General features: G+C 47.7%; 23 protein-coding genes, 1 tRNA gene and 1 pseudogene. 23 read left to right on the top strand and 2 right to left on the bottom strand.

The features are described 5' to 3' along the window. The first annotated feature begins 94 nt into the window (after positions 1 to 94). From ACZ5QV_RS04690 to ACZ5QV_RS04680, 3 genes are all read left to right on the top strand, one after another. The gene (locus tag ACZ5QV_RS04690) at positions 95 to 829 is read left to right on the top strand and encodes a fumarylacetoacetate hydrolase family protein (protein ID WP_464601447.1); all 735 of its coding nucleotides are present in this window, start codon (positions 95 to 97) and stop codon (positions 827 to 829) included. Continuing rightward, positions 829 to 1134, top strand: coding sequence for a hypothetical protein (locus ACZ5QV_RS04685; protein ID WP_464601446.1), 306 nt, complete (start codon positions 829 to 831; stop codon positions 1132 to 1134). The genes ACZ5QV_RS04690 and ACZ5QV_RS04685 overlap by 1 nt, the downstream gene beginning before the upstream one ends. A gap of 199 nt (positions 1135 to 1333) precedes the next feature. After that, entirely contained in the window at positions 1334 to 1699 is a 366-nt protein-coding gene (locus ACZ5QV_RS04680) for a hypothetical protein (RefSeq protein ID WP_464601445.1), read from the top strand. A 16-nt stretch (positions 1700 to 1715) separates the two neighbouring features. Here ACZ5QV_RS04680 and tnpC read toward each other — a convergent pair whose 3' ends face one another. Beyond that, on the bottom strand, positions 1716 to 3188 hold the full coding sequence (gene tnpC / locus ACZ5QV_RS04675) for an IS66 family transposase (protein ID WP_464599339.1): 1473 nt from the start codon (positions 3186 to 3188) through the stop codon (positions 1716 to 1718). Positions 3189 to 3269: 81 nt separating this feature from the next. On the opposite strand from tnpC, the gene ACZ5QV_RS04670 reads away from it, so the two are divergent. After that, positions 3270 to 4172 (top strand): RNA-guided endonuclease InsQ/TnpB family protein, encoded by a 903-nt coding sequence (locus ACZ5QV_RS04670; RefSeq protein WP_464602030.1) that lies wholly within the window; start codon positions 3270 to 3272, stop codon positions 4170 to 4172. Positions 4173 to 4402: 230 nt separating this feature from the next. Next, positions 4403 to 6118, top strand: a complete 1716-nt coding sequence (locus ACZ5QV_RS04665; RefSeq protein ID WP_464601444.1) for a glutamate--tRNA ligase — start codon at positions 4403 to 4405, stop codon at positions 6116 to 6118. Positions 6119 to 6192: 74 nt separating this feature from the next. Here the strand turns inward: ACZ5QV_RS04665 and ACZ5QV_RS04660 are convergent, their stop codons facing one another. Continuing rightward, positions 6193 to 7344 (bottom strand): NosD domain-containing protein, encoded by a 1152-nt coding sequence (locus tag ACZ5QV_RS04660; protein ID WP_464601443.1) that lies wholly within the window; start codon positions 7342 to 7344, stop codon positions 6193 to 6195. 304 nt (positions 7345 to 7648) lie between these two features. Here ACZ5QV_RS04660 and ACZ5QV_RS04655 point away from each other — a divergent pair, with 304 nt between their 5' ends. The 18 genes and pseudogenes from ACZ5QV_RS04655 (at position 7649) to ACZ5QV_RS04570 (ending at position 24956) form a co-directional block, all read left to right on the top strand. Then, the gene (locus tag ACZ5QV_RS04655; RefSeq protein ID WP_464601442.1) at positions 7649 to 9061 is read left to right on the top strand and encodes a Single-stranded DNA binding protein; all 1413 of its coding nucleotides are present in this window, start codon (positions 7649 to 7651) and stop codon (positions 9059 to 9061) included. Further along, complete coding sequence (locus tag ACZ5QV_RS04650; protein ID WP_464601441.1) at positions 9054 to 9968, top strand: RPA family protein; 915 nt, start codon at positions 9054 to 9056, stop codon at positions 9966 to 9968. The genes ACZ5QV_RS04655 and ACZ5QV_RS04650 overlap by 8 nt, the downstream gene beginning before the upstream one ends. A gap of 230 nt (positions 9969 to 10198) precedes the next feature. Beyond that, entirely contained in the window at positions 10199 to 11770 is a 1572-nt protein-coding gene (gene serA / locus ACZ5QV_RS04645) for a phosphoglycerate dehydrogenase (RefSeq protein ID WP_464601440.1), read from the top strand. A gap of 141 nt (positions 11771 to 11911) precedes the next feature. Continuing rightward, positions 11912 to 12448, top strand: a complete 537-nt coding sequence (locus ACZ5QV_RS04640) for a DUF2240 family protein (protein ID WP_464601439.1) — start codon at positions 11912 to 11914, stop codon at positions 12446 to 12448. A 254-nt stretch (positions 12449 to 12702) separates the two neighbouring features. After that, the gene (locus ACZ5QV_RS04635; RefSeq protein ID WP_464601438.1) at positions 12703 to 13083 is read left to right on the top strand and encodes a 50S ribosomal protein L18e; all 381 of its coding nucleotides are present in this window, start codon (positions 12703 to 12705) and stop codon (positions 13081 to 13083) included. A 10-nt stretch (positions 13084 to 13093) separates the two neighbouring features. Continuing rightward, positions 13094 to 13516, top strand: a complete 423-nt coding sequence (locus ACZ5QV_RS04630) for a 50S ribosomal protein L13 (protein WP_464601437.1) — start codon at positions 13094 to 13096, stop codon at positions 13514 to 13516. A gap of 20 nt (positions 13517 to 13536) precedes the next feature. After that, positions 13537 to 13941 (top strand): 30S ribosomal protein S9, encoded by a 405-nt coding sequence (locus ACZ5QV_RS04625; RefSeq protein ID WP_464601436.1) that lies wholly within the window; start codon positions 13537 to 13539, stop codon positions 13939 to 13941. Positions 13942 to 13961: 20 nt separating this feature from the next. Then, positions 13962 to 14150, top strand: a complete 189-nt coding sequence (locus ACZ5QV_RS04620; RefSeq protein ID WP_464601435.1) for a DNA-directed RNA polymerase subunit N — start codon at positions 13962 to 13964, stop codon at positions 14148 to 14150. Continuing rightward, positions 14151 to 14225 (top strand) — tRNA-Pro (locus ACZ5QV_RS04615). It abuts the gene before it with no gap. Between the two features lie 123 nt (positions 14226 to 14348). Continuing rightward, complete coding sequence (locus ACZ5QV_RS04610; RefSeq protein ID WP_464601434.1) at positions 14349 to 14531, top strand: DNA-directed RNA polymerase subunit K; 183 nt, start codon at positions 14349 to 14351, stop codon at positions 14529 to 14531. Between the two features lie 331 nt (positions 14532 to 14862). Continuing rightward, positions 14863 to 15558 (top strand): annotated as a pseudogene (gene rpsB, locus ACZ5QV_RS04605) (30S ribosomal protein S2); the annotation flags it as partial. A gap of 272 nt (positions 15559 to 15830) precedes the next feature. After that, entirely contained in the window at positions 15831 to 16628 is a 798-nt protein-coding gene (locus ACZ5QV_RS04600; protein ID WP_464601433.1) for an MEMO1 family protein, read from the top strand. A 577-nt stretch (positions 16629 to 17205) separates the two neighbouring features. Further along, on the top strand, positions 17206 to 18111 hold the full coding sequence (locus ACZ5QV_RS04595) for a mevalonate kinase (protein ID WP_464601432.1): 906 nt from the start codon (positions 17206 to 17208) through the stop codon (positions 18109 to 18111). A 169-nt stretch (positions 18112 to 18280) separates the two neighbouring features. Continuing rightward, complete coding sequence (locus ACZ5QV_RS04590) at positions 18281 to 19063, top strand: isopentenyl phosphate kinase (protein ID WP_464601431.1); 783 nt, start codon at positions 18281 to 18283, stop codon at positions 19061 to 19063. Between the two features lie 2 nt (positions 19064 to 19065). After that, positions 19066 to 20163, top strand: coding sequence for a type 2 isopentenyl-diphosphate Delta-isomerase (fni, locus tag ACZ5QV_RS04585; RefSeq protein WP_464601430.1), 1098 nt, complete (start codon positions 19066 to 19068; stop codon positions 20161 to 20163). 986 nt (positions 20164 to 21149) lie between these two features. Next, positions 21150 to 22493, top strand: coding sequence for an RNase J family beta-CASP ribonuclease (locus tag ACZ5QV_RS04580; protein WP_464601429.1), 1344 nt, complete (start codon positions 21150 to 21152; stop codon positions 22491 to 22493). A gap of 36 nt (positions 22494 to 22529) precedes the next feature. Continuing rightward, a complete protein-coding gene (locus ACZ5QV_RS04575; protein ID WP_464601428.1) occupies positions 22530 to 23495 on the top strand; it encodes a polyprenyl synthetase family protein in 966 nt (321 codons plus the stop codon). Positions 23496 to 23823: 328 nt separating this feature from the next. Further along, a protein-coding gene (locus tag ACZ5QV_RS04570; RefSeq protein WP_464600625.1) for an IS630 family transposase occupies positions 23824 to 24956 on the top strand; the annotation gives its coding sequence in 2 pieces (ribosomal slippage) (positions 23824 to 24250 and positions 24250 to 24956; 1134 coding nt in all). Positions 24957 to 25416 lie beyond the last annotated feature (460 nt).

Genomic DNA, 25416 nt, shown 5'->3' with positions numbered 1-25416 from the left:
TGGAGAACAATCCATAGATCAACGAATTTCCAGTAAATTCTCATATTTTGGAATCGATATACTAAAAAAAGCGGACAAAAAGGAAGGATATTTTATGATCGGCAGGTTTAGATCAGGTGATGAGGTCTTTTACGGGGAAATTGATGACGGTCGGGTATATCCGACAGCAGACGGTCCTCCGGGGACTTTTGAGCTTTCGGAACTCCGGGTCCTTCCCCCTTCAAACCCTTCTAAAATTATTTGCGTTGGCCTTAATTACAGGGACCATGCGGAAGAACTTTCCATGGAAGTCCCCGAAACCCCTCTAATTTTTTTAAAACCCCCCTCGGCCGTTATCGGGCACGGGGGCAAAATCCTTTATCCGGCGTGCAGTTCCCGCGTGGACTACGAGGCCGAACTTGCAGTTGTTATCGGGAAACGCTGCAAGAACGTAGAAGCCAGCCGGGCCGGGGATATTGTTGCGGGTTATACCTGTTTTAATGATGTGACCGCCCGGGACCTCCAGCAGCAGGACGGGCAGTGGACCCGGGCCAAGAGTTTCGATACCTTTGCGGCTTTCGGCCCCTACCTGGCTTCTCCTGAAGAAATAAACCTCTCGGATGCTAAAATTTTCTGCCGGGTAAATGGGGAACTCAGGCAGGAGTCCAGTACGTCCAAACTGATTTTTAACATCCCCTATCTGCTTGAGTTCATATCCGGGATAATGACCCTCGAAGTTGGAGACGTAATCGCTACCGGAACCCCTCCAGGAGTCGGGGAAATGCAGAGAGGCGACTGTGTTGAAGTGGAGATCGAGGGGATCGGGACATTAAGAAATGAGGTTATTTGATGCTGCTTGACCAGATTGAAACGGAACTTGAGCTTACCGAGCGCCACCTGACCGTTTTAAAAAAAGTAATTGAAGAAAGCCCGATCGGAATTCTGAAACTCGCTGAAGAGACCGGGATGCAGAACCACAAGGTTCGCTACTCCCTCAGGGTGCTGGAACAGTCCGGCTTGATAAAAGCCTCGGCCCAGGGCGCGGTTCCCGGGGACAACGTGCCAGATTTCCTGCGGACGTTTGATGGGGTACTCGAAAAGCTTAATGAAAAACTTGCCCGGATAAGGGGTATAGTACGTAAAAACACCCAATAGACATAATTAGTATCCAGATTATATTATATAATATCCACCATAAATGCAAAAGAAGTGCTCAATCTGCTAAAGGTATCAAGAAATACATTAAGCATCAGAAATATTTGACGAAATAATTTCAATGCTTCATTATTATTCTGTGAAACATTATAACAAAAGAAAAGAAAGAAAAAAGGTTAGAAATCGAGGTCGAGCCAAATTGATAATTAAACGTGTTGAGCAAATCCAGTTTCATTCCAGGGAAATAGGGGATTTGTGCCATAAGTCCAAAAACCTGTACAATTTCTCTGATTATATTATCAGACAGGAGTTCTTCAATAACGGAAAATGGATCAGGTACAATAAACTTTATGGGCTTGTGAAGGCCTCTGAGCCTTACAAAGAGCTTCCTGCTAAATCTGCTCAACAGACTCTGAAAGTACTTGACCGTAACTGGAAATCTTTTTTCGAAGCTTTAAAATCTTACAAAAATAATCCTGAACTTTTCACAGGCAAACCAAAGCCTCCAAAGTATCTGGAAAAAAACGGGGAATACTTGTTAATTTGTAACTATTCAGCCTACTGATAAAAAAAGCATAGTTTCAGCTAATGTTGCAACTATCGGATAATAGCGGCGCTCCATTGAGCGCCGCTCGAATAGCATCCATGACATTCAAGCTATTCTTTCTAATAGTGGATATGTATCCCCGAATTCTGCAGAAAGCTACCGCTCCTTCGATGCTTCGGAAAGTTCCCGAAATCTTCTGTTGTAGCTTCATCATTCTGATGTCTCGCTCTGCTTGATTATTATCAAATGGAACTCTCAGGTCATTGAGGAATTTCAGAATCCTATCCTTGTATTTTATGAACCTATCAAGGAGATTCTTTGCTTTTGTTTGTGCTGGTCTTCCTCTTTTTTTAACCTGTTTTGAGAGGTCAGGAGGTGGATTTTCTTCAATTCCCTCTTTAATTATTTTATCGTATATTTCCTCGAATGCCCTGACTTTTATTGGATCTATTGGAATTTCCATTTCTCTGCATTCGTCGGTATATTTTTTTACTTCACTCAGAAGTTCATTTACTTTTTTAGCCCATTGCTGCTCAAAATTCTCTTCAACTCCAGTGAGGTCCCTCTTAAGATGAGCATTGCAGAGAGCATGTTCACATCCATATTTGTTGTATGATGCCCAACCATCATGAACTACTACCCCCTTGTATTCTGGAAGAAAACCCAAAGCATTCATTGCCTCTGATCCTCTTTTTGGATGTACAAAATAGTATGTCCACAGACTGTTTGAAACAACATGGAGCCACCATTTTGTCCCTAAAACCCTCATTCCTGTTTCATCACAATGTACAGAATAGGCTACCCGTAGATGTTCGAAAACAGCTTTTTCGAAAGGTTCCAATTTCTGGAATAATTCCTTTTCAGCTCTTTTTATGGTAGCAGGGCTGATACGTATTCCATAAAAGTCCTCTGACAAATCACAAATCCGTTTATAAGGAATCAATTGAAAGTTCCTTAAATATACAAGAGAGGATAAAAGGCGAGGTCCATATTGAATAGGGAATTTTATAGAGTCTGGAAAAGTACCTTTGTTTATTTTCCCACAGTGAGGGCATTTCTTGGACTCAGCACGATGTTCGGTAAATATGATGTTCACAGGAGGAATATCAGCTTCTTGCCTGCGTTCACAGTCCCGAACTTCAGTATCTTCAAGATCATGACCACAATTTTCACAGCAGTGAGGGGAATGAAATATTATATGGTCAGGATCCCCAACCATTTCGAAAGTACTTCCAGAATGACCTTTTTGACCACCAGGTTTTTTCCCACTTCTTGTGCGGCTACTCTTAGGTTTAGGTTTTTCATTCACAAAAACGTCAGTAGAAGGAGGTTTACTGCTGTTTTGGCTGTTTTGATTTAGACGAGCCTCTAAAACCCTTACACGTTCCTCAAGTTCAGCAATTTGAGAAGCCTGTTTCTCTATGATAGTCTCAAGTCTCTGAATTACAGCAACGACTGCTTCAGGGCCTTCTTCATAGATTTCAAGAATCTCTTCACGTGTAAGCATGATACTGAAGAGATAGAGTTATTTTATATGCAATTTTTCCTCGAAACGAGGAAAAATTGCCTTTGTTCAAAGTATGGCTGAATAGTTACGTTAATTTTTACAAATCAACAGGTCAGTATCAAAGACGGGGAGCTCAAGTTTCCCAAAGTAGTTCCGTTATCCATCCAGACAAGACTTCCTGATGATACTAATTTGAGAGAAGTCAGGATCATTCCAAAACACGCAGGATACACCTGTGAAATTGTTTTTGAAAAGGAAATCGAAGATCCCATACCTCTTACTTCTGGTCGAGTCCTGGGAATTGATCTTGGAGTTGTCAACCTTGCAACTATTGCAAACAATTTTGGTGAAAACCCAATTATTGTTAAGGGCGGGGTTGCCAAGTCAGTAAATCAATTTTACAACAAGCAGAAAGCAAAGCTACAGAGCACTTATGAAAAGCATGGGATCAAGACCGGAAAGAGTATAGAAGTACTTACCCATAAACGAAACTCACGGATTAAAGACGTACTCCACAAACTGAGCAGGGCAATAGTCAACTATGCTCTGGAAATGAACGTGGAGAATATCATTATCGGAAGCAACCCTTTCTGGAAACAGAAAACCAACATGGGCAAGAAAAATAATCAGAATTTTGCTCAGATCCCTCACAGTACCTTTATTTCAATGGTCGAGTACAAGGCTGGAGAGGTTGGAATTTCGGTTGAACGGATCGAAGAGTCCTATACAAGCAAATGCTCTTTCCTTGATAATGAGCTAATGGAACACCATGAAGAATATCTCGGAAAACGGGTCAAAAGAGGGCTTTTCCGAAGTGCCACGGGAGTTCTTCTTAACGCTGATGTCAATGCAGCATATAATATGATTAGAAAAGCAATCCCTAATGCCTTTGCAGAGGGGATAGAGGGTGTTGTGCTTCACCCTGTTAGTGTTAATCCACTATACAAAGAACAGTTTATATCACAAATTCATAATAGTTTGTGATACTAATTAGGACTTTTCATAGCATAGAGGCATTGATTCCGAAATAACTTCCTTTATTTTAACTTTCTCTGTTCCCTATTTTTCCTGGATACTGTGGATACGTTTACTTTTTATAATCCTTTTTCTATCCTTCTTTCTATTATTCGCCGAAATTATTCTGGAATAATCAGCCTTTTTGCTGAGTTCCTTTATTTTCATCATACCGTTTTTTCTTATCCGGAGAGTCATTTATGAGTCTGAATCCTGAAGACCTTAAAACAATCGAAAAATACGCACTTCAAAATGCCGTGAAATATGGAAAAGCCCCCCAGCCGAAAGCCGTTATGGGCAAGGTTATGGGAGAATGCCCTCAGCTCCGGCAGGACCCGAAGGCCGTCTCGGTCGGGCTTTCAGAAGTCTGTTCAGAGCTTGCGAAGGGAAACCCCGAAATCTGGGAAGCCCGGCTTTCGGAAATCGCGCCCGAGCTTATCGAGGCCCTGAGTGTGAAAAAGGTGCCTGAAAAAGGCCTTAAACCCCTTGAGGGAGCCGAAGAAGGTAAAGTCGTCATGCGCTTTGCCCCGAACCCTAACGGGCCTGCGACTCTTGGCAGTTCCCGCGGGATGATTGTCAATTCCGAGTACGTGAAGATGTACGGGGGCAAATTCATCCTGCGTTTTGACGACACGGACCCTGACAAAAAGCGGCCCATGCTCAAGGCCTATGAATGGTATCTGGACGATTTCAAATGGCTCGGGGTTGAGCCTGATAGGGTGGTCTATGCCTCGGACCGTTTCCCCCTCTATTACGATTACGCAAAGAAACTTATTGAAATGGGCAAGGCCTATGTCTGTTTCTGCCAGGGCGGGGATTTCAAAACCTTCAAGGACGCCAAACAGCCCTGTCCTCACAGGGACCAGAGCCCCGAGCTCAACCTGGAATACTGGGAAAAGATGCTTGCAGGAGGCTTCGAAGACCAGGAGGCCGTGCTCCGCATAAAGACCGATATCGAGCACAAGGACCCCGCGCTTCGGGACTGGGGAGCCTTCCGTATCCGCAAGATGTCCCATCCAAGGGTGGAGATCGGGGAAAAGTACATTGTCTGGCCCCTTCTGGACTTTGCGGGGGCAATCGAGGACCACGAACTTGGCATGACTCACATCATCCGGGGAAAAGACCTCATGGACAGTGAAAAACGTCAGGGCTACATTTACAAATACCTGGGCTGGGATTACCCGAAGACCTCCCACTGGGGCCGGATCAAGATCCACGAGTTCGGGAAGTTCAGCACAAGCACGCTTCGAAAAGACATCGAAGGCGGGGTCTATTCCGGCTGGGACGACCCGCGTCTTCCCACTATAAGGGCCATTCGCCGTCGGGGTATCCGGGCCGAAGCCCTCAAAAAGTTCATGATCGAAATGGGGCTCGGGATGACGGACGTGAGTATCAGCATGGAGTCCCTCTATGCCGAGAACCGGAAACTCGTGGACCCCATAGCCAACCGCTACTTCTTTGTCCGGGACCCCGTGGAGCTGGAAATCATTGGGGCCGAGTCCACCGTGGCAAAAGTCCCTCTCCACCCGACCGACACCACAAGGGGTATGAGGGAAATCCCGGTTGAGGACAGGGTGCTCCTTGCAGGAGACGATGTCGAGAAACTGGAAGTCGGAAGCGTGCTTCGCTTAAAGGACCTCTACAACGTGGAAATTTCCTCGCTTTCCCCGCTACAGGCAAAGTACACCGGCAACTCCATTGAGCAGCTCCGTGAGGCAAAGGGCAGGATCCTCCACTGGGCTCCCTTAGACGGGATATCCGTAAAAGTGCTCGGGCCCGGGGGCTTCATCGAGGGGATCGGAGAACGCGGAATTAAGAACGAGCTGGATAAGGTCGTGCAGTTCGAAAGGTTCGGCTTCTGCAGGATCGATTCCGTCAGTGAAAAAGAGATTGTGGCTTACTTTTCCCACAAGTGATTTTTTTCTGAATTTTCTTTTTTCGGGCGGGGGAATATTTTTCCCCCTACTTCTTTTTTAACCTTCCGTAAGGCTCAGTTTCTTCTTCTTTTCAGCAAATACACAGTTCCAAGAACGGCGGCCGTAATCATAAAGCCAGGGGCCGGAGCTCCATTTTCTTCCGTAGCCGTTTCATCTCCCTCTTCGCCTTCAGGGGTCTGAGCTTCTGCTTCGGTTTCATCTTCTTCCGGAACTTCCACTTCGGTTTCATTTACTTCCGTGGTTTCCACTTCGTCCCCGGTTCCCTCTTCCGTATTCATTCCTTCTCTTCCGGCAAGCCCTGCTTCATAGCTTTCTGCATCAAGCCGGTTTTCGAGGGCTTCAACGCCTGTCGGGTATTTCGGGTAGAGCGGGTATTCATCAAACAGTCCTTCCATTATTTCGTACTGGCTGTCACAGAGCCCGTTTCCGTCTTCATCCACGCCGGTCTCGGAAAAGCCTGTGCCTTCGGGGTTGGCCCAGAAGTTGCCGGATATGTAGGGACCACCGACCACGTTTTTATCTCTTGATATGGAAAGGCCCCAGGTGTTTTCAAGGTTTTCGGACCTTTTCTCAACATTTTCTGTGTTTTTCAGGTAGTTGTTGTAAATCTTGTTCCCGGTGCTTTCCTCAAGGGATATCCCGTATTCGTAGTTGTAAGCGAGGGTGTTTTTCCAGATCTTGTTTTCGTTTGAGTTTTCCAGCAAGATTCCTTTTTCGTTCAGGGACATTACGTTATTGTTCAGGATATTTTCCCTGGAATCTTTGAGAATGAGGCCCGTTTTCGCTCCTGATATTTCATTGTTGCTCACCTCACACTTTTCAACTCCCTCAAGGTAAATCCCTGCTTCATCGGACCCGCTTATTCCAAACCCGTTTAAGGTTGTGCGGCTTGAACTGATTGCAATAACGGGTTCAGCAGAGTTTGCAGCCCGTATCAGGGTGTCTCCCGGGTTTCTTGAGTCGGACCAGAGCTTCAGTAACTTGTCGATTTTAAGGTTCTCAGTATAGGTCCCGCTGTTTACAAGGATCGTGTCTTCCGGGTTTGCGGCATCTATGGCGGCCTGTATACTGGTATAGTCCCCTTCTCCCAGGGGGTCTACTGTGATTGTTGCGGCGGATGCCGTGGGCCAGGTAAGCCCTAAAACGATTATTAAAAACAGGATTTTAGCTGCAATTTTCATCCCTTTTCTTTCTTTTCTCTTCATTTTTAAATCTCCTCCTTTTATATTCCCGTTTTTCCCGGTCGTCGGCCTGGCAGCCCGAGGAGGGCAACTCAGGGGTCAACATCGTTTATTAATTTTTAATGGTATTAATGTTTCTCAGGTGATTACTGATAATGTTTAATATAAGAGGGTTCGGATGATAATTAATTTTTAATAGCTTCTGGATATTTATTCGTAAATAGGATCTACATTTTCTGGAATTCCACATGTTTTGCAGAACTTTCTGCAAGCTGTCATACCAGTTCAAATTAATTTTTAAAACTGTCTCACGTATGGAGGCCTTAAGATGGATGAAAAAATTGCGCCCCACCTGGAGGAGTTAACCAGGGCGCTTGGAGATATAGAGGCAACAGGGATCCGGGCAGAGTTTGAAAAACTGCTCGCTTTCCGGGTACCGCCTGAAGTTGCAAAGCAGAGCCTCCTCCGGAAGTTCGGGAGAGGACAGCAAACCGGGAGAAAGAAGCTGAAGGTAAAGGACCTCGCCCCTAACCTGAAAAACTTTGAGATTCACGGCAGAATCCTTGAGCTTTCCGAAAAAGCTCTTCAACAGGCCGAAGGGGCTTCGAAGGGCAGGCCCACGACCCTCTACATCGGGGTGCTTGCGGACGAAACGGGTTCGGTCCCCTTTTCTTCCTGGCAGGAAATCCCCTGCCAGGTTGGGGAAGTTATTAACGTAAAGAATGCCCATACCCGGGTCTGGAAAAACCGGGTCAGGCTCTCTATCAAGGAACGCTCTTTTGTTTCAAAACTTCCTGATGAGGGAAAGGGGTCTCCATTGCCTTCTCTGAAGGAACTTTCGAAAAGCCCCGTAAAGAAACTTAGGGATATCAGTTCCCTGGACCTCTCGGTAAGTGCCACAGTTTCTGTGCTCCAGCTCTCCCACAGGGAAGTGGTCGCAAAGGGCAGGCAGGCTACCGTAATCAGCGGGGTGCTTGCGGACGAGACCGCAAGGCTGCCCTTCACTTCCTGGGTGGCGCTTCCGGGGGTTGATATAGGGAGTATAATCCGGTTTGAAGCCGCAGTTGTCCGGATGTTTCGAGGGGTGCCTTCCGTGGAATTCCTGGCAGGGGCCCGGATTTCTCTTATCGAAGGGCCTGAGGCCGGAGAGCTTGCTTTTTCTTTCGAGTCCGTAAAAAAAGACCCTGCTCCCCTGAAAATGAGGGAGGTAGAGGCCAGAGACGGGCTATTTGATGTTGTAACTTCCGGAAACGTCGTGTCGATCCGGCCCGGATCGGGGGTCATCTCCCGTTGCCCGGAATGCGGCAGGGTGGTCCAGAAAGGGAGCTGTAGGGTGCACGGCAAGGTCACTGGCGTCCGGGACATGCGCATTAAGGCAATCCTTGACGACGGCACGGGCACGGTCCCAGTGATGTTTAACAGAGAACTTTCTGAGCTGATCTACGGCAAGACCCTGGAGGAAGCCGAAGCCCTCATGTACTCCGATATATCAAAGGACGCGGTCTTCGAAGACCTCCGGAGGATTATTACGGGCCGCGTACTTTCCGTCCGGGGTAATGCCTCAAGGACCGAGTACGGGGTATCCTTTGTTGCGGAAAGTGTCCGGGTGCCTGGAGACGACCTTGCGGTCCGGGCCGTGGAACTTTTGCACAGGCTTGATTTGATAGAGGAAGTCCGGGCAAGTGGCAGTGGTGGGAGTCTCCCGAAGGTCGGGAAGGAAAGGGAGGTGGAAGATGCTTAAGCGGGAAGTTGCAAAAAGGGTTTTTGCAAAAGAGTTTGAAGCGGCCAGGAGTCTTGACGCTCCGGGCCGAGGTGAAAGGCTTTCCTTAACGGAGGACAGTGCGGAGGAAAAGGATTCCAAATCCCCCAATTTCCTTATAAGCCCCCTGGGGCTGCTTATTAACAGGGTTTTTGTTGTGGGCGTCCTTACCGAAGTTGACAGTGTGGGGGAACAGAACGAGCTGTGGAAGGCCAGGGTTGTTGACCCGACCGGAGCTTTTACCGTGTATGCGGGGCAGTTCCAGCCCGAGGCTTCCATTTTCTTTTCAACGGTCGAGGCCCCGGTTTTTGTTGCGCTTAGCGGGAAGGCCAGGGTTTATGAGCCGGAAGCGGGGGCTGTCTTTGTTTCTATAAGGGCCGAGGAGGTCAATGTTGTGGACGAGGGACTCCGGAACCGCTGGGTGGTGGATACCGCGGAACAGACGGTTGAGCGGCTTGAAGCCTTTTCCAGAGCCCTTTCGAGCAGCCTTTTCGGCCCCGAACTTTCCAAATACCTGGAAAAAACCGGAGTTCCGGCCGAACTTGCCGAAGGGATTTCCCTGGCCCTTGAGCAAGAAGGAGGGAGGAAGCAAGATCCATGTGAATTTTTAAGGCAGATGGAGGGGGCGCTGAAAGAGGGCCTTCGGGCCCTTGATCTCGATTCTGCGGGAGCGGAAGGGGCTGAAGGGGCTGAAGCTGACCTTAAGGAGTTTGCCCTCGAACTCATGCGAGAAATGGGGGAAGGAAAAGGGGTGGACTATGGAACTTTCCTCAGAGAAGCCGTCTCCCGGGGAATTCCTGAAGAAACCGTGGAAGAGGCGGTCCGGGCCCTGCTTGCCGATGGACAGTGTTATGAACCCAGGATAGGGGTCATCCGGCCGGTGGGTTGAAAAACGGTCTTTTGGAAAAGCGGGTTTCTGGCTTTTTCGGCTGAAAAGTTCCGGGCTTTTGCCTGAGCGGATCAAACTTAAATAGGGGACGTTCCTGAAAGCCCCGGTATAGGTAAAAAAACGGGTAAGCTTGATAATGTTTAAGTGTAATTAACTCGATTGATATCCACTATAACAATTAAATTATTTCACGTTTATATCTTGAATATCTTAATCTGGAGAATATTAGTATGAAAGTATTGGTAAGTGATTCACTTTCTACCGAAGGTGTGAAGATTCTAAAGCAGCATTTTACCGTTGATGTTTCCACCGGGCTTTCCGAGGATGAACTGGTGGAAAAGATCAAGGATTTTGACGCTCTAGTTGTGCGCAGCAGTACCCAGGTAACGCAGCGGGTAATCGAAGCGGCCGACAAGCTCAAAATCATTGGAAGGGCCGGGGTCGGGGTCGATAATATCGACGTTGACGCAGCCACCAGAAAAGGGATCATCGTGTCCAATGCCCCCGAAGGGAACATGATCTCGGCAGCGGAACATACCATTTCCATGATGATGGCAATGTCGAGGAACATCCCCCAGGCAAATGCCTCCCTCAAGGCCAGGGAATGGAAAAGGAGCAAGTTCATGGGAGTCGAGGTCAAAGGCAAGACTCTCGGAATCGTCGGGCTCGGAAGAATCGGGTCCGAGGTCGCAAAGCGGGCCGCAGGGCTTGAGATGAACCTGCTCGGCTACGACCCATTCATTTCCGAGAAGCGGGCCGTGGAACTCGGGGTCAGGCTCTGTACGGTAAACGAGATCGCAGAGGAAGCGGACTATATCACGGTGCATACCCCCCTTATCAAGGAAACCCGGAACATCCTTGACGATGAACAGTTCGCCCTCATGAAGGACGGAGTCAGGGTCATCAACTGTGCAAGAGGCGGCATTATCAATGAAGAAGCCCTTGCAAGAGCCGTCAAAAGCGGTAAGGTCGGAGGCGCGGCTCTGGATGTCTTTGTTAGCGAACCTCCATTTGATAACCCGCTTCTGGACTTTGACAATGTTATTGTGACTCCCCACCTCGGGGCCTCCACAGAAGAAGCTCAGGTTAACGTGGCAGTTGATATCGCCAACGAAATCATCTCCGTTCTGGGGGACGGTCCTGCCAAAAGCGCAATCAATATCCCTTCAGTCAGGCCGGAAGCCATGGCTGTGCTCGCTCCTTATCTCAGGCTTGCGGAAATCATGGGCAAGATTGCAGGCCAGCTCATGGACAGGAGCTACGAGAAGGTTGAAATCGGGTACAATGGGGAAATCTCCGGAAAGGACACAAGACCCCTTACCGTTTCCGCCCTCAAGGGCCTTCTGGAAATGGCGCTCGGGTCCGGAGTCAACTACGTCAACGCCCCTGCCCTTGCCAAGGCCAGAAAGATCGCAGTCGTTGAGAGCAAGTCCGAGTCCGCGGAGGAATACGCATCCACCATCACCATCCGCATGACCAGGGCCGACGAAACAAAGCTGGTTTCCGGAACCGTTGTCGGGGAAGAGCCCAAGATCGTTGCCCTTGACGGGGACAGAGTGGACATTTTCCCGGCCGGGCGCATGATCTTTGCAAAGCACATCAACAGGCCGAACGTGATCGGGCCCTGTTGTATGGCCCTCGGGGCAAACAACATCAACATCTCCGGCATGCAGGTCGGAAGGGTAGAAGTCGGCGGGACCACAATGATGGCTCTAAATGTCGATTCTGATGTTCCAGAGGCCATCCTCGAAGAGCTCAGACAGGTGCCGGGTATCCTCGACGCAAAACTTGTTGTGCTGTGAAAAACGACTGGAATAGGATTTTGTTCGAAGGCGGGATGGTAAGTTCTCTGCGGGGCAGGAACTGTCCGTTTTCCGGACATTTCCCTCTTTTTTTCCTTATTATGTTCTTATTTATGATATTTTATTTAGGGGTCAGTATTAATGGAAGAACTCAAACGTATTGTATCCGCTCCTTTTAAGAAAAACCTTGTTTCTTCTCTTTCAGGAAAGGATTTTGAATTATCGCTTGCTTTTGATTTTAAATGGTTTTCTCCGAGGGTCGCTTCAAAGGTAAGGGAGAGGGGGCTTGCCGTGGGGTTTCTGGATCTTAAGGGGGAGCTTTTGGTCCCGGCTTTTGATCTGGACGGCATCCGGCTTCCCCAGGTATTCAGGCCTTCGGAAGGTTTTGAGGGGGGGTTGGAAAGGCCGCTTTCCGGGGATAATGGTTTTGTAGGGTCTCTTTCTGAGGCTTCTGCCGGGGCAATCTCCTTTGAAAATATAATAAACTTCATTGCTGGAAACTCAGGTCTGAATAAGCAGGCTGTGGTCTCCGAAATTAATTCTACGCAGGACCGGCTTTCTTATCTCGTTGACATCCGAATTGTCGCTTTGATTGTGGCAGGTAAAATGGGCTGCGGTACTGAAGATCTCAGTGTCAGGGTTTCAGAGGCTGTTTTCGGGACTCCTGCCTTGGGCTGAGCGGCTCTGTGCAGAGGCTCTTTCGCTTGCCTCCGGATAACGCATAATCTTTATGTACTAGAAGTGTTATTTTGATCTTACCTTATCACGCTTAATTGAATCATTTATCAAATAATTCTTGATTTGCTTTCCTGTGCAGGGCTTTCTTTTTTCGGATTGACGGTCGGCAGGTGGTAATTTAAGATTGTTCGAACGCGAAATCTTCTGGTTCCGCGTGAGTGAGGTTTCTAAAGCAAATCTTGCGGAGGGACATCATGGGCAAGAAATCACTACAAAAACTTACAAGAAAGACCAATCCAAGAATCGTTTCCCTGATTCTCACTCTCAAAGACAGGGCTTATACGGGCAACGCCCCCATCTGGGGAGATATTGCGAAACGCCTTGAGTCTCCTGCCGGGAACTACGCGGCTGTTAACATAAGCAAGATCAACAGGCATGCGACTGAGAATGATGTTATTCTTGTCGCGGGGAAAGTCCTGGGCGCAGGCCTCCTGGATCATGCGGTAACAGTTGCTGCGCTTAACTTCAGTACTTCTGCCGAAGTAAAAATTACAGAAGCCGGTGGGAAGTGCCTGAGTATCGAAGAGATCATTGAAGCAAATCCTAAAGGTTCAGGAATCAGGATTTTCCGCTGAGGTGTTTAAAATGATTGTTATCGATGCTAATAGGCTTATTCTGGGGCGTCTTGCGAGCAAGGTTGCAAAACAGCTGCTTTCCGGAGACGAAAAGATCTGTATCGTAAATGCCGAAAAGGTTATACTCTCCGGCTCAAAGAAAACAACGCTTGATGAGTACAGAGTCTCCCGGGAAAGAGGCGAAAAACAATTAGGTCCTTCCTACCCCAAGCGTCCTGACCGTATCCTGAAAAGGACGGTCCGTGGGATGCTGCCCTACAAGCGGGCAAGGGGCAGAGACGCAATGTCCAGGCTTAAGGTCTATGTTGGCGTTCCCATTGAATTAAAGGGTGCCGAAGTAGTTTCCATTGAGGAAGCAAGCATGAACCGGTTGAGCTCTCCAAAGTATGTGCAGCTCGGAGAAATCTGCCTGAAGCTGGGAGCAAAGTTCTAAAGTATTAAGGGTGATTCTTCATGGTCAAAGTAGTCAATTCATCAGGTAAGCATAAAACTGCAACTGCAAGGGCAACGGTTAAGAAAGGGTCTGGCAAAATCAGAGTCAACAAGACCCCTATCGAAATCATTACCCCTGAGCTTGCAAGATTAAAAATATTCGAACCTCTTCTTATCGCAGGGGAGGAAATTGCATCCGGGTTTGACATCAATGTAGAGGTCCGGGGTGGCGGAATTATTGGGCAGGCAAACGCGGTGAGAACCGCTATCGCCAGAGGTATCGTGGAATGGACAAACGACACGGTGCTCAGGGATACCTTCACAGCCTATGACCGCAATCTCCTTGTGAGCGATTCCAGGCAGAAGGAATCCAAGAATTTCGGTGGACCTGGCGCAAGGGCTAAATTCCAGAAATCTTACAGGTAAACATATAAGGTTAAGACACCATGATTCCAGTCCGATGTTTCTCATGTGGAAAAGTCGTCTCAAATTATTGGATCGACTACAAAAAGCGCGTCGAAGCCGGGGAAAACCCGGCGGCTGTAATGGATGATCTAGGGATCACCCGTTATTGCTGCCGCAGGATGCTCCTCAGTCATGTTGAACTTGTTGACGTGCTTTCACCATACCAGTAAGGGACCGTAGGGTAGCCTGGTCCATCCTTCGGCGTTCGGGACGCCGGTACCTGAGTTCAAATCTCAGCGGTCCCACTCCCTATTTTTTATACGGGTGTGCTGGTTCAGGGTTACATAGGCAGCATTAAGAACGATTTATCATGATTTTCAATTCATCTGGAATTACATCGGAGAATTTTTACTTTTCAGGGTGATCAGTTGGGCGAGGAGAATTATACAAGGTTCGAGCGTGCTCGGATCATAGGTGCCAGAGCGCTCCAGATTGCAATGGGGGCCCCGGTCCTTGTTGAAGATGACGGGAGAGGTACCCCGTTGGACGTCGCCATTGCTGAATTGGAATCCGGCGTTATTCCTATTACAGTTAAACGAATAGCTCATTAATTAATGATAGACCTGTTCGTATGCGTTTGAAAACGCCGCAGGATATCTTTCTTGACTGAACATATTTTATTTTGTATTCGATTTATGAGGTGACTTTATGTCGGAAATTGAGCAAACAGGGCAGGAAGAAACCGAAGCACAGCCCGAAACCAAGTCTGTGTCTGAGGAAGAAGTTGTAGTAGAGACCGAGCCCGTTGTAGCAGAGAACAATCCCGTTGAAGCAGAGCCTGTAGCAGAAGCAGAGCCTGTAGCAGAAGCAGAACCTGTAGTAGAAGCAGAACCTGTAGCAGAAGCAGAACCTGTAGCTGAAGCAGAACCTGTAGCTGAAGCAGAACCTGTAGCTGAAGCAGAACCTGTAGCTGAAGCAGAACCTGTAGCTGAAGCAGAGCCTGTAGCTGAAGCAGAACCTGTAGCTGAAGCAGAGCCTGTAACTCCCGTAAGGGACGAATCCGCATCTCTTGTTACCATTGATGAGTATCTTGCAGCAGGTGTTCACATCGGGACCCAGCAGAAGACCCAGGACATGATGCGTTTCGTATACCGTGTCAGAACCGACGGTTTATATGTGCTTGACATTCAGTCCACGGACGCAAAGGTCAGGACCGCCTCAAAACTTCTTTCCAAATACGACACTTCCAGGATTCTGGTTGTATCTTCCAGGCAGTACGGGCAGCACCCCGCAAGGATGTTCGCAAAATCACTCGGGACAAAGTCAGTGCTTGGCAGGTTTATCCCTGGCTCCCTTACAAATCCCAAGATCGAAAGCTTCTGTGAGCCCGAAGTCGTGGTCTTAACGGATCCTGCGGGAGATGCACAGGTGCTGAAGGAAGCTTCCAGTATTGGTGTGCCTGTTGTCGCACTCTGTGACACCAACAACCTTGTTTCCAACGTGGATCTTGTGATCCCCACAAACAACAAGGGTAGAAAAGCTCTTTCCCTGATTTACTGGCTGCTTGCGCGGGAAGTCGCTAAGTCCAATAGTATTCCTTTCAATTACGAAATGGCCGATTTCGAGACTCCGCTCTAAGGCCGGAAACTTTTGTCCCTTCCTCAACAGCCAAAAGCTGGCAGGTGGGGGCTAAAAGTTTTCGACTTTCTATTCCCATTTATATATAATAAATTTTATATTACCAAAGGTGGATATTTCTTCTATTTTCATCGAATTCTTGACCTGTATTACAGGTAAAAAAACCAGTAAGAATTGATGAAAGTTATATGATTTGTTATTGTAATAACGCAAGTTTTCCGTAACAAACTACCCCTTGCTAAAGCAATGGGGTTTTTATCATATGTGATTCGATGAGACAGCCATCGGTTGCAGGGCAGTTCTATCCTTTACGCCCTGATGATCTGAAACAGGAACTGGATATTTGTTTTGAAGGCCTTGAGTTCCGGGAACGAAAGGTATTCGGGGCGGTGTGCCCTCATGCCGGATACGTATATTCCGGGAAAGTGGCGGCCCATGTCTATGCGGCCCTTCCGAAAGCCGATACCTATATTTTAATCGGACCGAACCATACAGGCTACGGTTCTCCGGTTTCCGTATCTCAGGAAACGTGGGTAACTCCTCTCGGGGTTATTGAACCTGACCTGGATCTGGGAAAAGGTTTTCTGGGCAGTATTGCCGACCTCGATGAGCTGGGGCACAGGTACGAACATTCCATAGAGGTTCAGCTCCCTTTTCTACAGTACCGTTTCGGAAAGGACTTTAAGATCCTTCCTATTTGCATGGGTATGCAGGATGAGGAAACGGCCATTGAACTCGGAGAGTTGATTGCCGAACTCCTTTCAAAAAGCGATAAAAAGGTGCTTATTATCGCTTCCAGTGATTTTACGCATTACCAGTCGGCTGAGGCCGCCTGGGAGACAGACAGGCACATGATCGAAGCCATCCTGAAAATGGACGTTTCCGGCATGTATGAATACCTGTACAGGAAAAATGCCTCTGTCTGCGGCTATGGGCCTATTGCGACGATGCTTACGGCTTCTAAAAAGTTAGGGGCCACTCACGGAACTCTTCTCAAATACGCAAATAGCGGAGACGTGTCCGGAGATATGGACGCTGTTGTCGGATACGCTGCAATGCTCGTGGAATGAAGCTGAGTTTTTGGAAATTTAATTCAGAAATTCGGTTTTTGAAATAAGTTTTATAAATCTTGCAATATATGCGAAATTTTCCGAAAAAAGTTTTGTAATATAAGTGGGAACTTCAGCAACATTTTTTTTATGAGTTTTCTTTTTATTTATCAGGAAACTCCAAAACATTCACTACATTTATCGTTAATGTTTGATGGATTTCTGGATAATACTTAAGAATAGCTGAAAAATAACTTCATATATTCAGTTTGGGAATTGCCCTATATTTTGGTGTGTAAATTCAAACCACGGAATACACGGAACACACGGAAAAAGAACGACCGGAAGACGATAATTAAGGTTATTATGACCTTTTTTAGTCCTCTTTCAGAAATCAGGGAGTGTTTTTGAATCTGATTATATAAAGTCCAACTTACTCACCGGCCAAAGGCCGGTTTCCGTGTCCTTCCGTGTGTTCCGTGGTTAATGAATGGTAAACGAAAATACTTGATATTATATTTGACTCATTCCTTAGTTTGAAATTCTTTAATTTGAAGTTCGTTAATTTGAAGTTCGTTAATTTGAAGAGGAATAATTCATGGTCTTATGCTCTGTCCCCGGGAAAGTTTACCTTTTTGGAGAACATGCGGTTGTCTATGGAGAAGCTGCCATTGCCTGCGCTGTTGACCTTCGGACCCGGGTCAGGGCGGAGCTGGCGGATTCTCTGCGAATCGAGTCACAGATTGCCGTCACTGGCCTTGATTTTGAAAAACACCCTTACGTGTCTGCGGTTATTGAAAGGATGCGAGAATTTGCTCCGATTGATGGGGTTTCCATAAAAGTGGAGTCAGACATTCCCGTAGGCTCGGGGCTTGGCTCTTCTGCGGCTGTGACTATTGCGACTATAGGGGCTCTTAACGAACTCTTCGGCTGCGGGCTCGGGCCTGAAGAAATAGCAAAGCTGGGGCATGAAATCGAGATCAAAGTCCAGGGGGCCGCAAGCCCTACCGATACCTATGTTTCAACCTTTGGAGGGGTGGTTACCATTCCCGACCGGCGGAAACTGGCAACTCCCGATTGTGGAATTGTGATCGGGGATACCGGAGTTTTCTCTTCCACAAAAGAGCTTGTGGCAAACGTGCGCAGACTAAAGGAAAGTTATCCGGAGCTTATAGTGCCTCTCATGTCCTCGATTGGCAAAATTTCCGGACTGGGAGAGGCCCTGGTTGGGAAAGGGGACTATGCATCTGTCGGGAAACTGATGAACGTGAACCATGGGCTGCTTGATGCCCTCGGGGTAAGCAGCCTCGAACTTTCAAAGCTCATATACGTCGCCCGGGACGCGGGCGCCTTTGGGGCAAAGATCACCGGGGCCGGAGGAGGAGGCTGCATGGTCGCTCTTACGGCTCCGGAAAACTGTGGGCCTGTGGCTGAAGCTATTCGGAAAGCAGGTGGAAAGGTTATTGTTACAAAAGCAACGGAGCAGGGCCTGAGGATTGAATAAAGGTCTACAGGAAACAAAAGTGCCCAAAGTCTGGGTTTCTTCCGGGGCTGAATGGCATTTTCCTGCTTCCTGTGATCCAATGTTAATTTAATTTAATTTAATTTCAAAATTTATATTCAGTTCATGAAATCTGTTTCATGAATTTCTTGCATTTCACTGGAGATATATTATGAGTGCTTCATCCGAACTTGTTATACTGAAACTTGGCGGGAGTGTGATTACCGACAAAGGCGCGGACGCCGGAGTTGTCAGGGAAACCGAACTCCTCCGCATAGCCCGGGAAGTTTCGGAATACAGGGGTAAATTGATAGTGGTCCACGGAGCCGGGTCTTTCGGGCACACCTACGCGAAAAAATACGGGCTTGACAGGCAGTTTGATCCGGAAGGGGGCATAGTTACCCACCAGTCCGTAAAAAAGCTTTCAGAAGCGGTAGTGAACTCTCTGAACCGCTTCGGGATTCGGGCCGTGGCGGTGCACCCCATGGGCTGTACGGTCTGTAAAAACGGACGGATTGAGAGCATGTACCTGGAAAACCTTAGGCTCATGCTTGAAAACGGACTTGTACCTGTCCTGCACGGGGATGTTGTTATGGACTCCGAAATAGGGGGCTGCGTCCTCTCCGGGGACCAGATAGTATCCTACCTCGCAAAGGCCCTGAAAGCCTCGAGGCTCGGGCTTGGTTCGGCGGAGGACGGGGTGCTCGGAATGGACGGAAAAGCCGTGCCTGAGATCACTCCCGGGACCTTTGAGGAGTTCAGGCGTTATATCGGGGCCTCGGAAAACACCGATGTGACCGGTGGGATGCTCGGAAAAGTCCGGGAACTCCTGGACCTGTGCAAAACATCATGTATTACTTCACATATATTCAATGCAGGAAAGGCAGATAACATACACAGGTTCTTAGCTGGAGAAGCCATAGGGACCAGGATCTCTCCGGACAAAGGGAATTGAATATGATAAACATTACCTCGAAGCGAAAGATCGAACATTTAAAATTATGTGCGGAAAGCCCGGTGGAAGCCCGGAATGTGACTGCGGGTTTTGAAGACGTTACCCTTGTTCACAGGGCTCTTCCCGAGCTCAATATGGATGAGCTTGATCTTTCAGTGGATTTTCTGGGTAAACACTTGCAGGCCCCCTTCCTGATTGCCTCCGTCACAGGCGGGCATCCGGACACCCTGCCGGTAAATGCCGCACTGGCCGAAGCTGTCGAGGAGCTTGGGCTCGGGATAGGCGTGGGCAGCCAGAGGGCTGCGATAGACGACCCGGCTCAGGAGGAATCTTTCCGGGTCGTACGGGATAAAGCCCCAAACGCTTTTGTCTATGGCAACGTGGGGGCCGCCCAGATCAGGGAGTACGGGATCGAAGGCATGGAAAAACTTGTCGAGATGATCGATGCCGATGCCCTTGCAATTCATCTTAATTTCTTACAGGAAGCAATCCAGCCCGAAGGCGACAGAGATGCGACCGGCTGCCTTGCAATGATTTCCGAGATCTGTTCCATGCTGGACGTCCCGGTGATAGTAAAGGAAACCGGAGCCGGGATTTCAAGGGAAGACGCTTTGAAATTCCTGGATGCCGGAGTTTCGGCAATTGATGTAGGCGGCGTGGGCGGCACAAGCTGGGCCGGGGTCGAGGTTTACCGGACCCGGGACCAGGGAGACAGCCTCTCTGGACACCTGGGCGACCTTTTCTGGGACTTCGGAATCCCCACGGTCGCAAGCATTATTGAGTCAAAAGTTTCCCTCCCTATCATTGCCACAGGTGGAGTCCGGACCGGGGTAGATATTGCAAAATCGATTGTTCTCGGGGCAAGCGTGGCCAGCGCAGCCCTGCCTTTCGTAGGGCCTGCTTTGGAGGGCAAAGCCGCTGTGGTTCAGGTGCTCTCCTGTATGCTGGCCGAATTCAGAACCGCCATGTTCCTCTGCGGATGCGGAAACATTTCGGATTTGCATGGTGCTCCTGCGGTTATCACGGGCTGGACTCTCGAATACCTGACTCAGCGTGGGTTTAACGTAAAGGACTACTCGGCGCTCCGGGATATACTGTGAATATCCGGGGCCTGAATCATTATTTGGTCAATGTCATCTTATCATGTCAACTTCCCCTCCCTAAAATCTTTGATTTTAGTATAAGGGGCTTGCATATCCCTTAAAGCAGGTAATTTCAGAAAGTGGGTGCATTTCTCCCACATCTTCCAGTTCCACCAAAGCTGGAACTCTCGAGGAAATGGAATCATTGAGAAGCTTGAACCGTTGCCGGTTCTGGATGTACAAAGGAAACTGATATCCTTCCGGATACTAAGTGTAAGGGAATTCCCCGGTTATTTGAACGGGTGGTGGAGGAAACCATTATTCGTCAAATAAGATTTCAAGCTGGGAAATATATGCAGGCTTGCCTGAGGACTTAAGGCCAGAATGCCTGAAGTGTAAATCTCTAATGAGCGAGTAAAATAGTGTAAGTAAAAGAAGCAGAAAAATCAGTATTTAAGGATTATATCACCGGAAAAAAGAGTTAGCAGGCTTATTCGGGCCTGAGACTATTGGCCTGATGATTTGTCTGGATAAGATTTGATGGCTCCGATTTGTATACGTAAACAAATATATATTATAAGTGATATGTCTGTATCCAGGAAACTCTTTGTCAACTACCTCACGCTAAACAGTTGGGCTTTCTGCCTATCACATGTGGGCAGTCATCCAGGGTATGAGCCTTATTTACAGAATTATTTACAGAATTATTTACAGAATTATTTGAAGGGCTTATTTACAGCTTATTTAATGGGCATTTGATTTCATGTATTCTTATGTCCGGTTTCTCATTACCGTAATCAGGTTTTGTAATTCATCTCCGGGAATGTTATTTCCATAGTCCAATTTCCATAATTATGCGTTCAGATTTCCATAATTATGCTTTCAAATCCAGGTTATCTCTCAAAGGTATCATAGTTTCTAAATTTCAGGTTCCGATATAATCGGGATCAGGGATCGATTCAGATCGAATAAAATCAAATAAGATCAAATAAGAGGTTTAAAACATGACTGAAATAGGAATTGTCGCAGTTGGCGGCTACAATGAAATGGGTCGCAATATGACTGCGATAATCGTTGGTGAAGATATTATTATCCTTGATATGGGACTGCGGCTCGATAGGGTCCAGATCCACGAGGACGTTGAAGTTGATAGAATGCATTCTCTTGAGCTTATTCAGATGGGGGCCATTCCGGATGACACCATCATGAAGGAGATCAACGGGACTGTCCGGGCCATTGTATGTACCCACGGGCACCTTGACCACATTGGGGCAATTCCCAAACTTGCCCACCGTTACAATGCGCCTATTCTTGCGACCCCCTACACTGCCGCCATCATAAAACAGCAGATCGAGTCCGAGCGTAAGTTTGAGGTCTGCAACAGGATTATCCCCCTCAAGGCAGGCGGGACCTATCAGGTTACGGACGATATTTCCATTGAGTTCATCCGGGTCCAGCACAGTATTATCGACTGTGTACTTGCGGCCGTCCATACCCCGGAAGGGGCCGTGCTCTATGCCTGTGACTTCAAGCTTGACCGGACCCCCACTATGGGAGAAGCCCCGGACTTCGAACGCCTCAAGGCCCTTGGCCGGGAAGGGGTCATTGCAATGATTACGGAGAGTACAAACGCCGGACGTTCCGGAAAGACTCCCTCCGAAAAGATTGCAAAGGACATGGTAAGGGACGTGCTGCTCGGGACCGAAGAGACCGATGTGGGTATGATCATCACGACCTTTGCTTCCCATATCGCCCGGATCAATGCGATCGTTGAGGCCACGGTAGAAATGGGTCGGATCCCTGTGCTTATGGGCCGCTCCATGGAGCGCTACGTCGGGGCCGCAAGGGACCTCAATTACATTACCCTTCCTGCCAATGTAGAGGTTTACGGGCACAGGAAAGACATTGACAAGGCCTTTAAGCGGATCATGCAGGCAGGCAAGAACAAGTATCTGCCCATAGTCACGGGCCACCAGGGTGAACCCGGGTCCATTCTTACCAGGATCGCAAATGGGGAGACCGCCTACGAGATCGAGCCCGGAGACCGCGTAATATTTTCCGCAAACATTATTCCCACTCCCATGACCCAGGCCAACCGCTTTGCCCTTGAGACAAAGCTCAGGATGAGGGGCGCCAGGATCTACGATGATGTGCACGTCTCAGGTCACGCTTACAGGGAAGACCACTGGGAACTCCTGCGTATGGTGAACCCGGAACATGTCATCCCGGCCCACGGAAACATTGTTATGCACGGTGAGTACATCGAGATGGCGGAAGATGCGGGTTACGTGCTCGGGGACACCGTCCACCTTCTCAGAAACGGTGAAGTGTTATATATCGAAGAGTAATTGTATAAGAAAAACAATTCCGTTTTTGTGATGATTATGACGCTGATCGATGAAATTAAAAAAAGAACTGTCCACGTGGATGCCGCCATTGATGAAATGCTTCCTCTATCAGAGCCCGAGGAGCTTTACAAAGCCTCCCGCTATCTCGTGGACGCCGGAGGTAAACGCCTCCGGCCAGCGGTCCTCATCCTTGTCGCCGAGGCCCTTGGCTCAAACGTTGAGTCCGTGCTCCCTGCAGCTGTTGCGGTGGAGCTCGTTCATAATTTCACGCTTGTTCATGATGATATAATGGACAGGGACGATGTCCGGCGAGGAATGCCGGCCGTCCATGTGAAATGGGGTGAAGCGGGTGCAATCCTTGCGGGCGATACCCTTTACTCCAAAGCCTTTGAGATCCTTGCCAGGATCGATAATGAGCCGGAAAAAATTTTGAAATGCATGGGTGTCCTCTCAAAGACCTGCACAGAAATCTGTGAGGGCCAGTGGATGGACATGGACTTCGAGACCAGGGACCGGGTCGAGGAGGCCGAGTATCTTGAGATGGTCGAAAAAAAGACCTCGGTGCTCTACGCCGCAGCCGCTAAAATCGGGGCCATCCTCGGCGGGGCCTCCGATGAGCTTGCCGAAGCCTTTTCCGAGTTTGGCCGCCTGATTGGAGTCGGTTTCCAGATGTATGACGATTTCCTGGATATGACTGCACCCGAGGAAGTGCTCGGCAAGGTGCACGGCAGCGATCTCATGGAAGGCAAACATACTCTTATTGTAATCGACGCTTTCAAAAAGGGTGTGCAGCTCGAGATCTTCGGCAAAGGTAAAGCCAGCGACGAGGAAATCAAAGAGGCAGTAAAACTCCTTACTGAGGCCGGTTCCATTGATTATGTCAAGGATCTCGCAATCTCATATGTTGAACAGGGCAAGGCAGAGCTCGATGCTCTTGCCGACTGCCCCGAGAAGGAAATTCTCCTTCAGATTGCCGATTATATGATTGACAGGAACTATTAATTTCCCTAACAGCCCTAATTCTGCTTCGGCACCCGAGTTTCGCTTCGGGATCGCAGTAAATCGAAGATTTACTGGGAGTTGCACTGCAAGTGCAACAGCACGAGGTCCGTTTCGCCCGCTTCGCGAGCTCAAGCGGACTATTTCGTAGCTTTGGATTATAATATATGATCTAGTGTCGCGTCAGCAATAAAATGTCGTATATAATCGATTACGACTATTCAGAATCATTTAATCATTGAGGATTGACTCGACACTAGTGTCGCGTCATGCGTAAAATGACGTAACAGATATATTGCATGTTGTTCATATGAATCCCAGAGGATTTCTTATGAATAAATACACTGTGACACTTGCTGAAGATGAACGTAAAGATCTTTGTGAACTTGCCTCAAAGGGCAACCATAACTCACATAAAATTATCAACGCTCTTATCTTGCTTGGTTGCGACAAAGGTGAATGGAATGACAAACATTCAACCAACGAAGAAATCTCACGTGTCCTGAATATAAGCATGAGAAAAATTGATCGAGTTAAGAAGCGGTTTGTTGAAGAGGGTCTTGAAGCTACCCTTAACGGAAAAAAAGGAAGCCGCATTTACAAAAAAAAAGTTGATGGTGATTTTGAAGCCCATTTACTCGCCTTAAGTTGCAGCGAACCACCCGAAGGTTTTGCAATATGGTCTTTGAGGTTGTTAGCTGATCAGGTTGTAGAGCTTGGCTATATTGATAATATTTCTCATGAAACCGTTCGACGTGTTTTAAAAAAAACGAAATTAAACCCTGGCAACAAAAAGGATGGTTAATTCCACCGAAACAAAACAGTAGCTTTGTTGCAAATATGGAAATGGTGCTTGATGTTTATAAGCGTCCATTTGATCCACTAAATCCTGTTGTATGTATGGACGAATCTCCAAAACAACTGATTGCAGAAACAAGAATTCCTGTCCCGGGTTCACCCGGGAAACCAGCCAGGTATGATTACGAATACAAGCGTTGTGGAACGTGCAATATATTCCTTGCCTGTGAACCATTGGCAGGAAAACGCATGGTAAAAATTACCGAAAGTAGAACCAAGCGAGATTGGGCTTGTTTTCTGGAAGAAATCGCGGCTCAATATGAATACGCATACAAAATAACGCTGGTAATGGATAATCTAAACACACACATTCCTGGATCTCTTTATGAACAGTTTTCGCCAGAGAAGGCGAAGGCACTATGGGATCGGTTTGAGTTTGTGTACACCCCAAAACATGGAAGCTGGTTGAATATGGCAGAGATTGAATTGAATGTGCTTACAGGTCAGTGCTTAAAAAGGAGAATTGACAACATCGAGTTTGTTAGGAAAGAGGTATTGGCTTGGCAAAAATTCAGAAACAACAAAAACTCGAAGGTTAATTGGCAATTCACAACCGAGGATGCAAGAATAAAATTATCGCGTCTTTATCCGACACTTGAGGATTGACGCGACACTAGGGCCAAACGCGTTCGTTTCGTTGAATTTTCTATTCAAGAAACGGGCCTGTTTTTTCTTTTTAGCTCTCAGTTCTCTGTGGGGCCTGTTTTTTTCAGATTAGATTTTCAGCTTGTACCCCCCGGTTTCTGGATTCGATATTTTCGGGGGCTGCGCCGAAATTCGATGGGAGCCGGTTTCTGGTTTCGTTTTTCTCGACATTTCGACCCCCTGCCAATAGGGGAAAATAATTCATGTATATTGGTTATTTAATTGATACGAAATCAACTAAATATCACATTTGTATCATGAATTTGTACAGAAATGCCAGAAATCGAAATGTGGGTTTTTCTGAAAAAGAGGGTCGGATTTTCCGGTCGTTTTTTCTAAAAAGAGGGCTGGTTTTCCGCTAAGTTTTTCTGAAAAAGAGATCATGGAAAAGTCCGAGGAGAAGTAATCCTCCCGACTTACC

This window comes from Methanosarcina baltica (assembly GCF_055394095.1).
This window is presented reverse-complemented; position numbering and strand designations above follow the sequence as displayed.

Excerpts from the sequence above, each read along its gene's own strand:
- ACZ5QV_RS04690 (WP_464601447.1), top strand. The coding sequence starts at position 95 with ATGATCGGCAGGTTTAGATCAGGTGATGAGGTCTTTTACGGGGAAATT.
- ACZ5QV_RS04685 (WP_464601446.1), top strand. The coding sequence starts at position 829 with ATGCTGCTTGACCAGATTGAAACGGAACTTGAGCTTACCGAGCGCCAC.
- tnpC (WP_464599339.1), bottom strand. The coding sequence starts at position 3,188 with ATGCTTACACGTGAAGAGATTCTTGAAATCTATGAAGAAGGCCCTGAA.
- ACZ5QV_RS04665 (WP_464601444.1), top strand. The coding sequence starts at position 4,403 with ATGAGTCTGAATCCTGAAGACCTTAAAACAATCGAAAAATACGCACTT.
- ACZ5QV_RS04660 (WP_464601443.1), bottom strand. The coding sequence starts at position 7,344 with ATGAAGAGAAAAGAAAGAAAAGGGATGAAAATTGCAGCTAAAATCCTG.
- ACZ5QV_RS04655 (WP_464601442.1), top strand. The coding sequence starts at position 7,649 with ATGGATGAAAAAATTGCGCCCCACCTGGAGGAGTTAACCAGGGCGCTT.
- ACZ5QV_RS04650 (WP_464601441.1), top strand. The coding sequence starts at position 9,054 with ATGCTTAAGCGGGAAGTTGCAAAAAGGGTTTTTGCAAAAGAGTTTGAA.
- serA (WP_464601440.1), top strand. The coding sequence starts at position 10,199 with ATGAAAGTATTGGTAAGTGATTCACTTTCTACCGAAGGTGTGAAGATT.
- ACZ5QV_RS04640 (WP_464601439.1), top strand. The coding sequence starts at position 11,912 with ATGGAAGAACTCAAACGTATTGTATCCGCTCCTTTTAAGAAAAACCTT.
- ACZ5QV_RS04635 (WP_464601438.1), top strand. The coding sequence starts at position 12,703 with ATGGGCAAGAAATCACTACAAAAACTTACAAGAAAGACCAATCCAAGA.
- ACZ5QV_RS04630 (WP_464601437.1), top strand. The coding sequence starts at position 13,094 with ATGATTGTTATCGATGCTAATAGGCTTATTCTGGGGCGTCTTGCGAGC.
- ACZ5QV_RS04625 (WP_464601436.1), top strand. The coding sequence starts at position 13,537 with ATGGTCAAAGTAGTCAATTCATCAGGTAAGCATAAAACTGCAACTGCA.
- ACZ5QV_RS04620 (WP_464601435.1), top strand. The coding sequence starts at position 13,962 with ATGATTCCAGTCCGATGTTTCTCATGTGGAAAAGTCGTCTCAAATTAT.
- ACZ5QV_RS04600 (WP_464601433.1), top strand. The coding sequence starts at position 15,831 with ATGAGACAGCCATCGGTTGCAGGGCAGTTCTATCCTTTACGCCCTGAT.
- ACZ5QV_RS04595 (WP_464601432.1), top strand. The coding sequence starts at position 17,206 with ATGGTCTTATGCTCTGTCCCCGGGAAAGTTTACCTTTTTGGAGAACAT.
- ACZ5QV_RS04590 (WP_464601431.1), top strand. The coding sequence starts at position 18,281 with ATGAGTGCTTCATCCGAACTTGTTATACTGAAACTTGGCGGGAGTGTG.
- fni (WP_464601430.1), top strand. The coding sequence starts at position 19,066 with ATGATAAACATTACCTCGAAGCGAAAGATCGAACATTTAAAATTATGT.
- ACZ5QV_RS04580 (WP_464601429.1), top strand. The coding sequence starts at position 21,150 with ATGACTGAAATAGGAATTGTCGCAGTTGGCGGCTACAATGAAATGGGT.
- ACZ5QV_RS04575 (WP_464601428.1), top strand. The coding sequence starts at position 22,530 with ATGACGCTGATCGATGAAATTAAAAAAAGAACTGTCCACGTGGATGCC.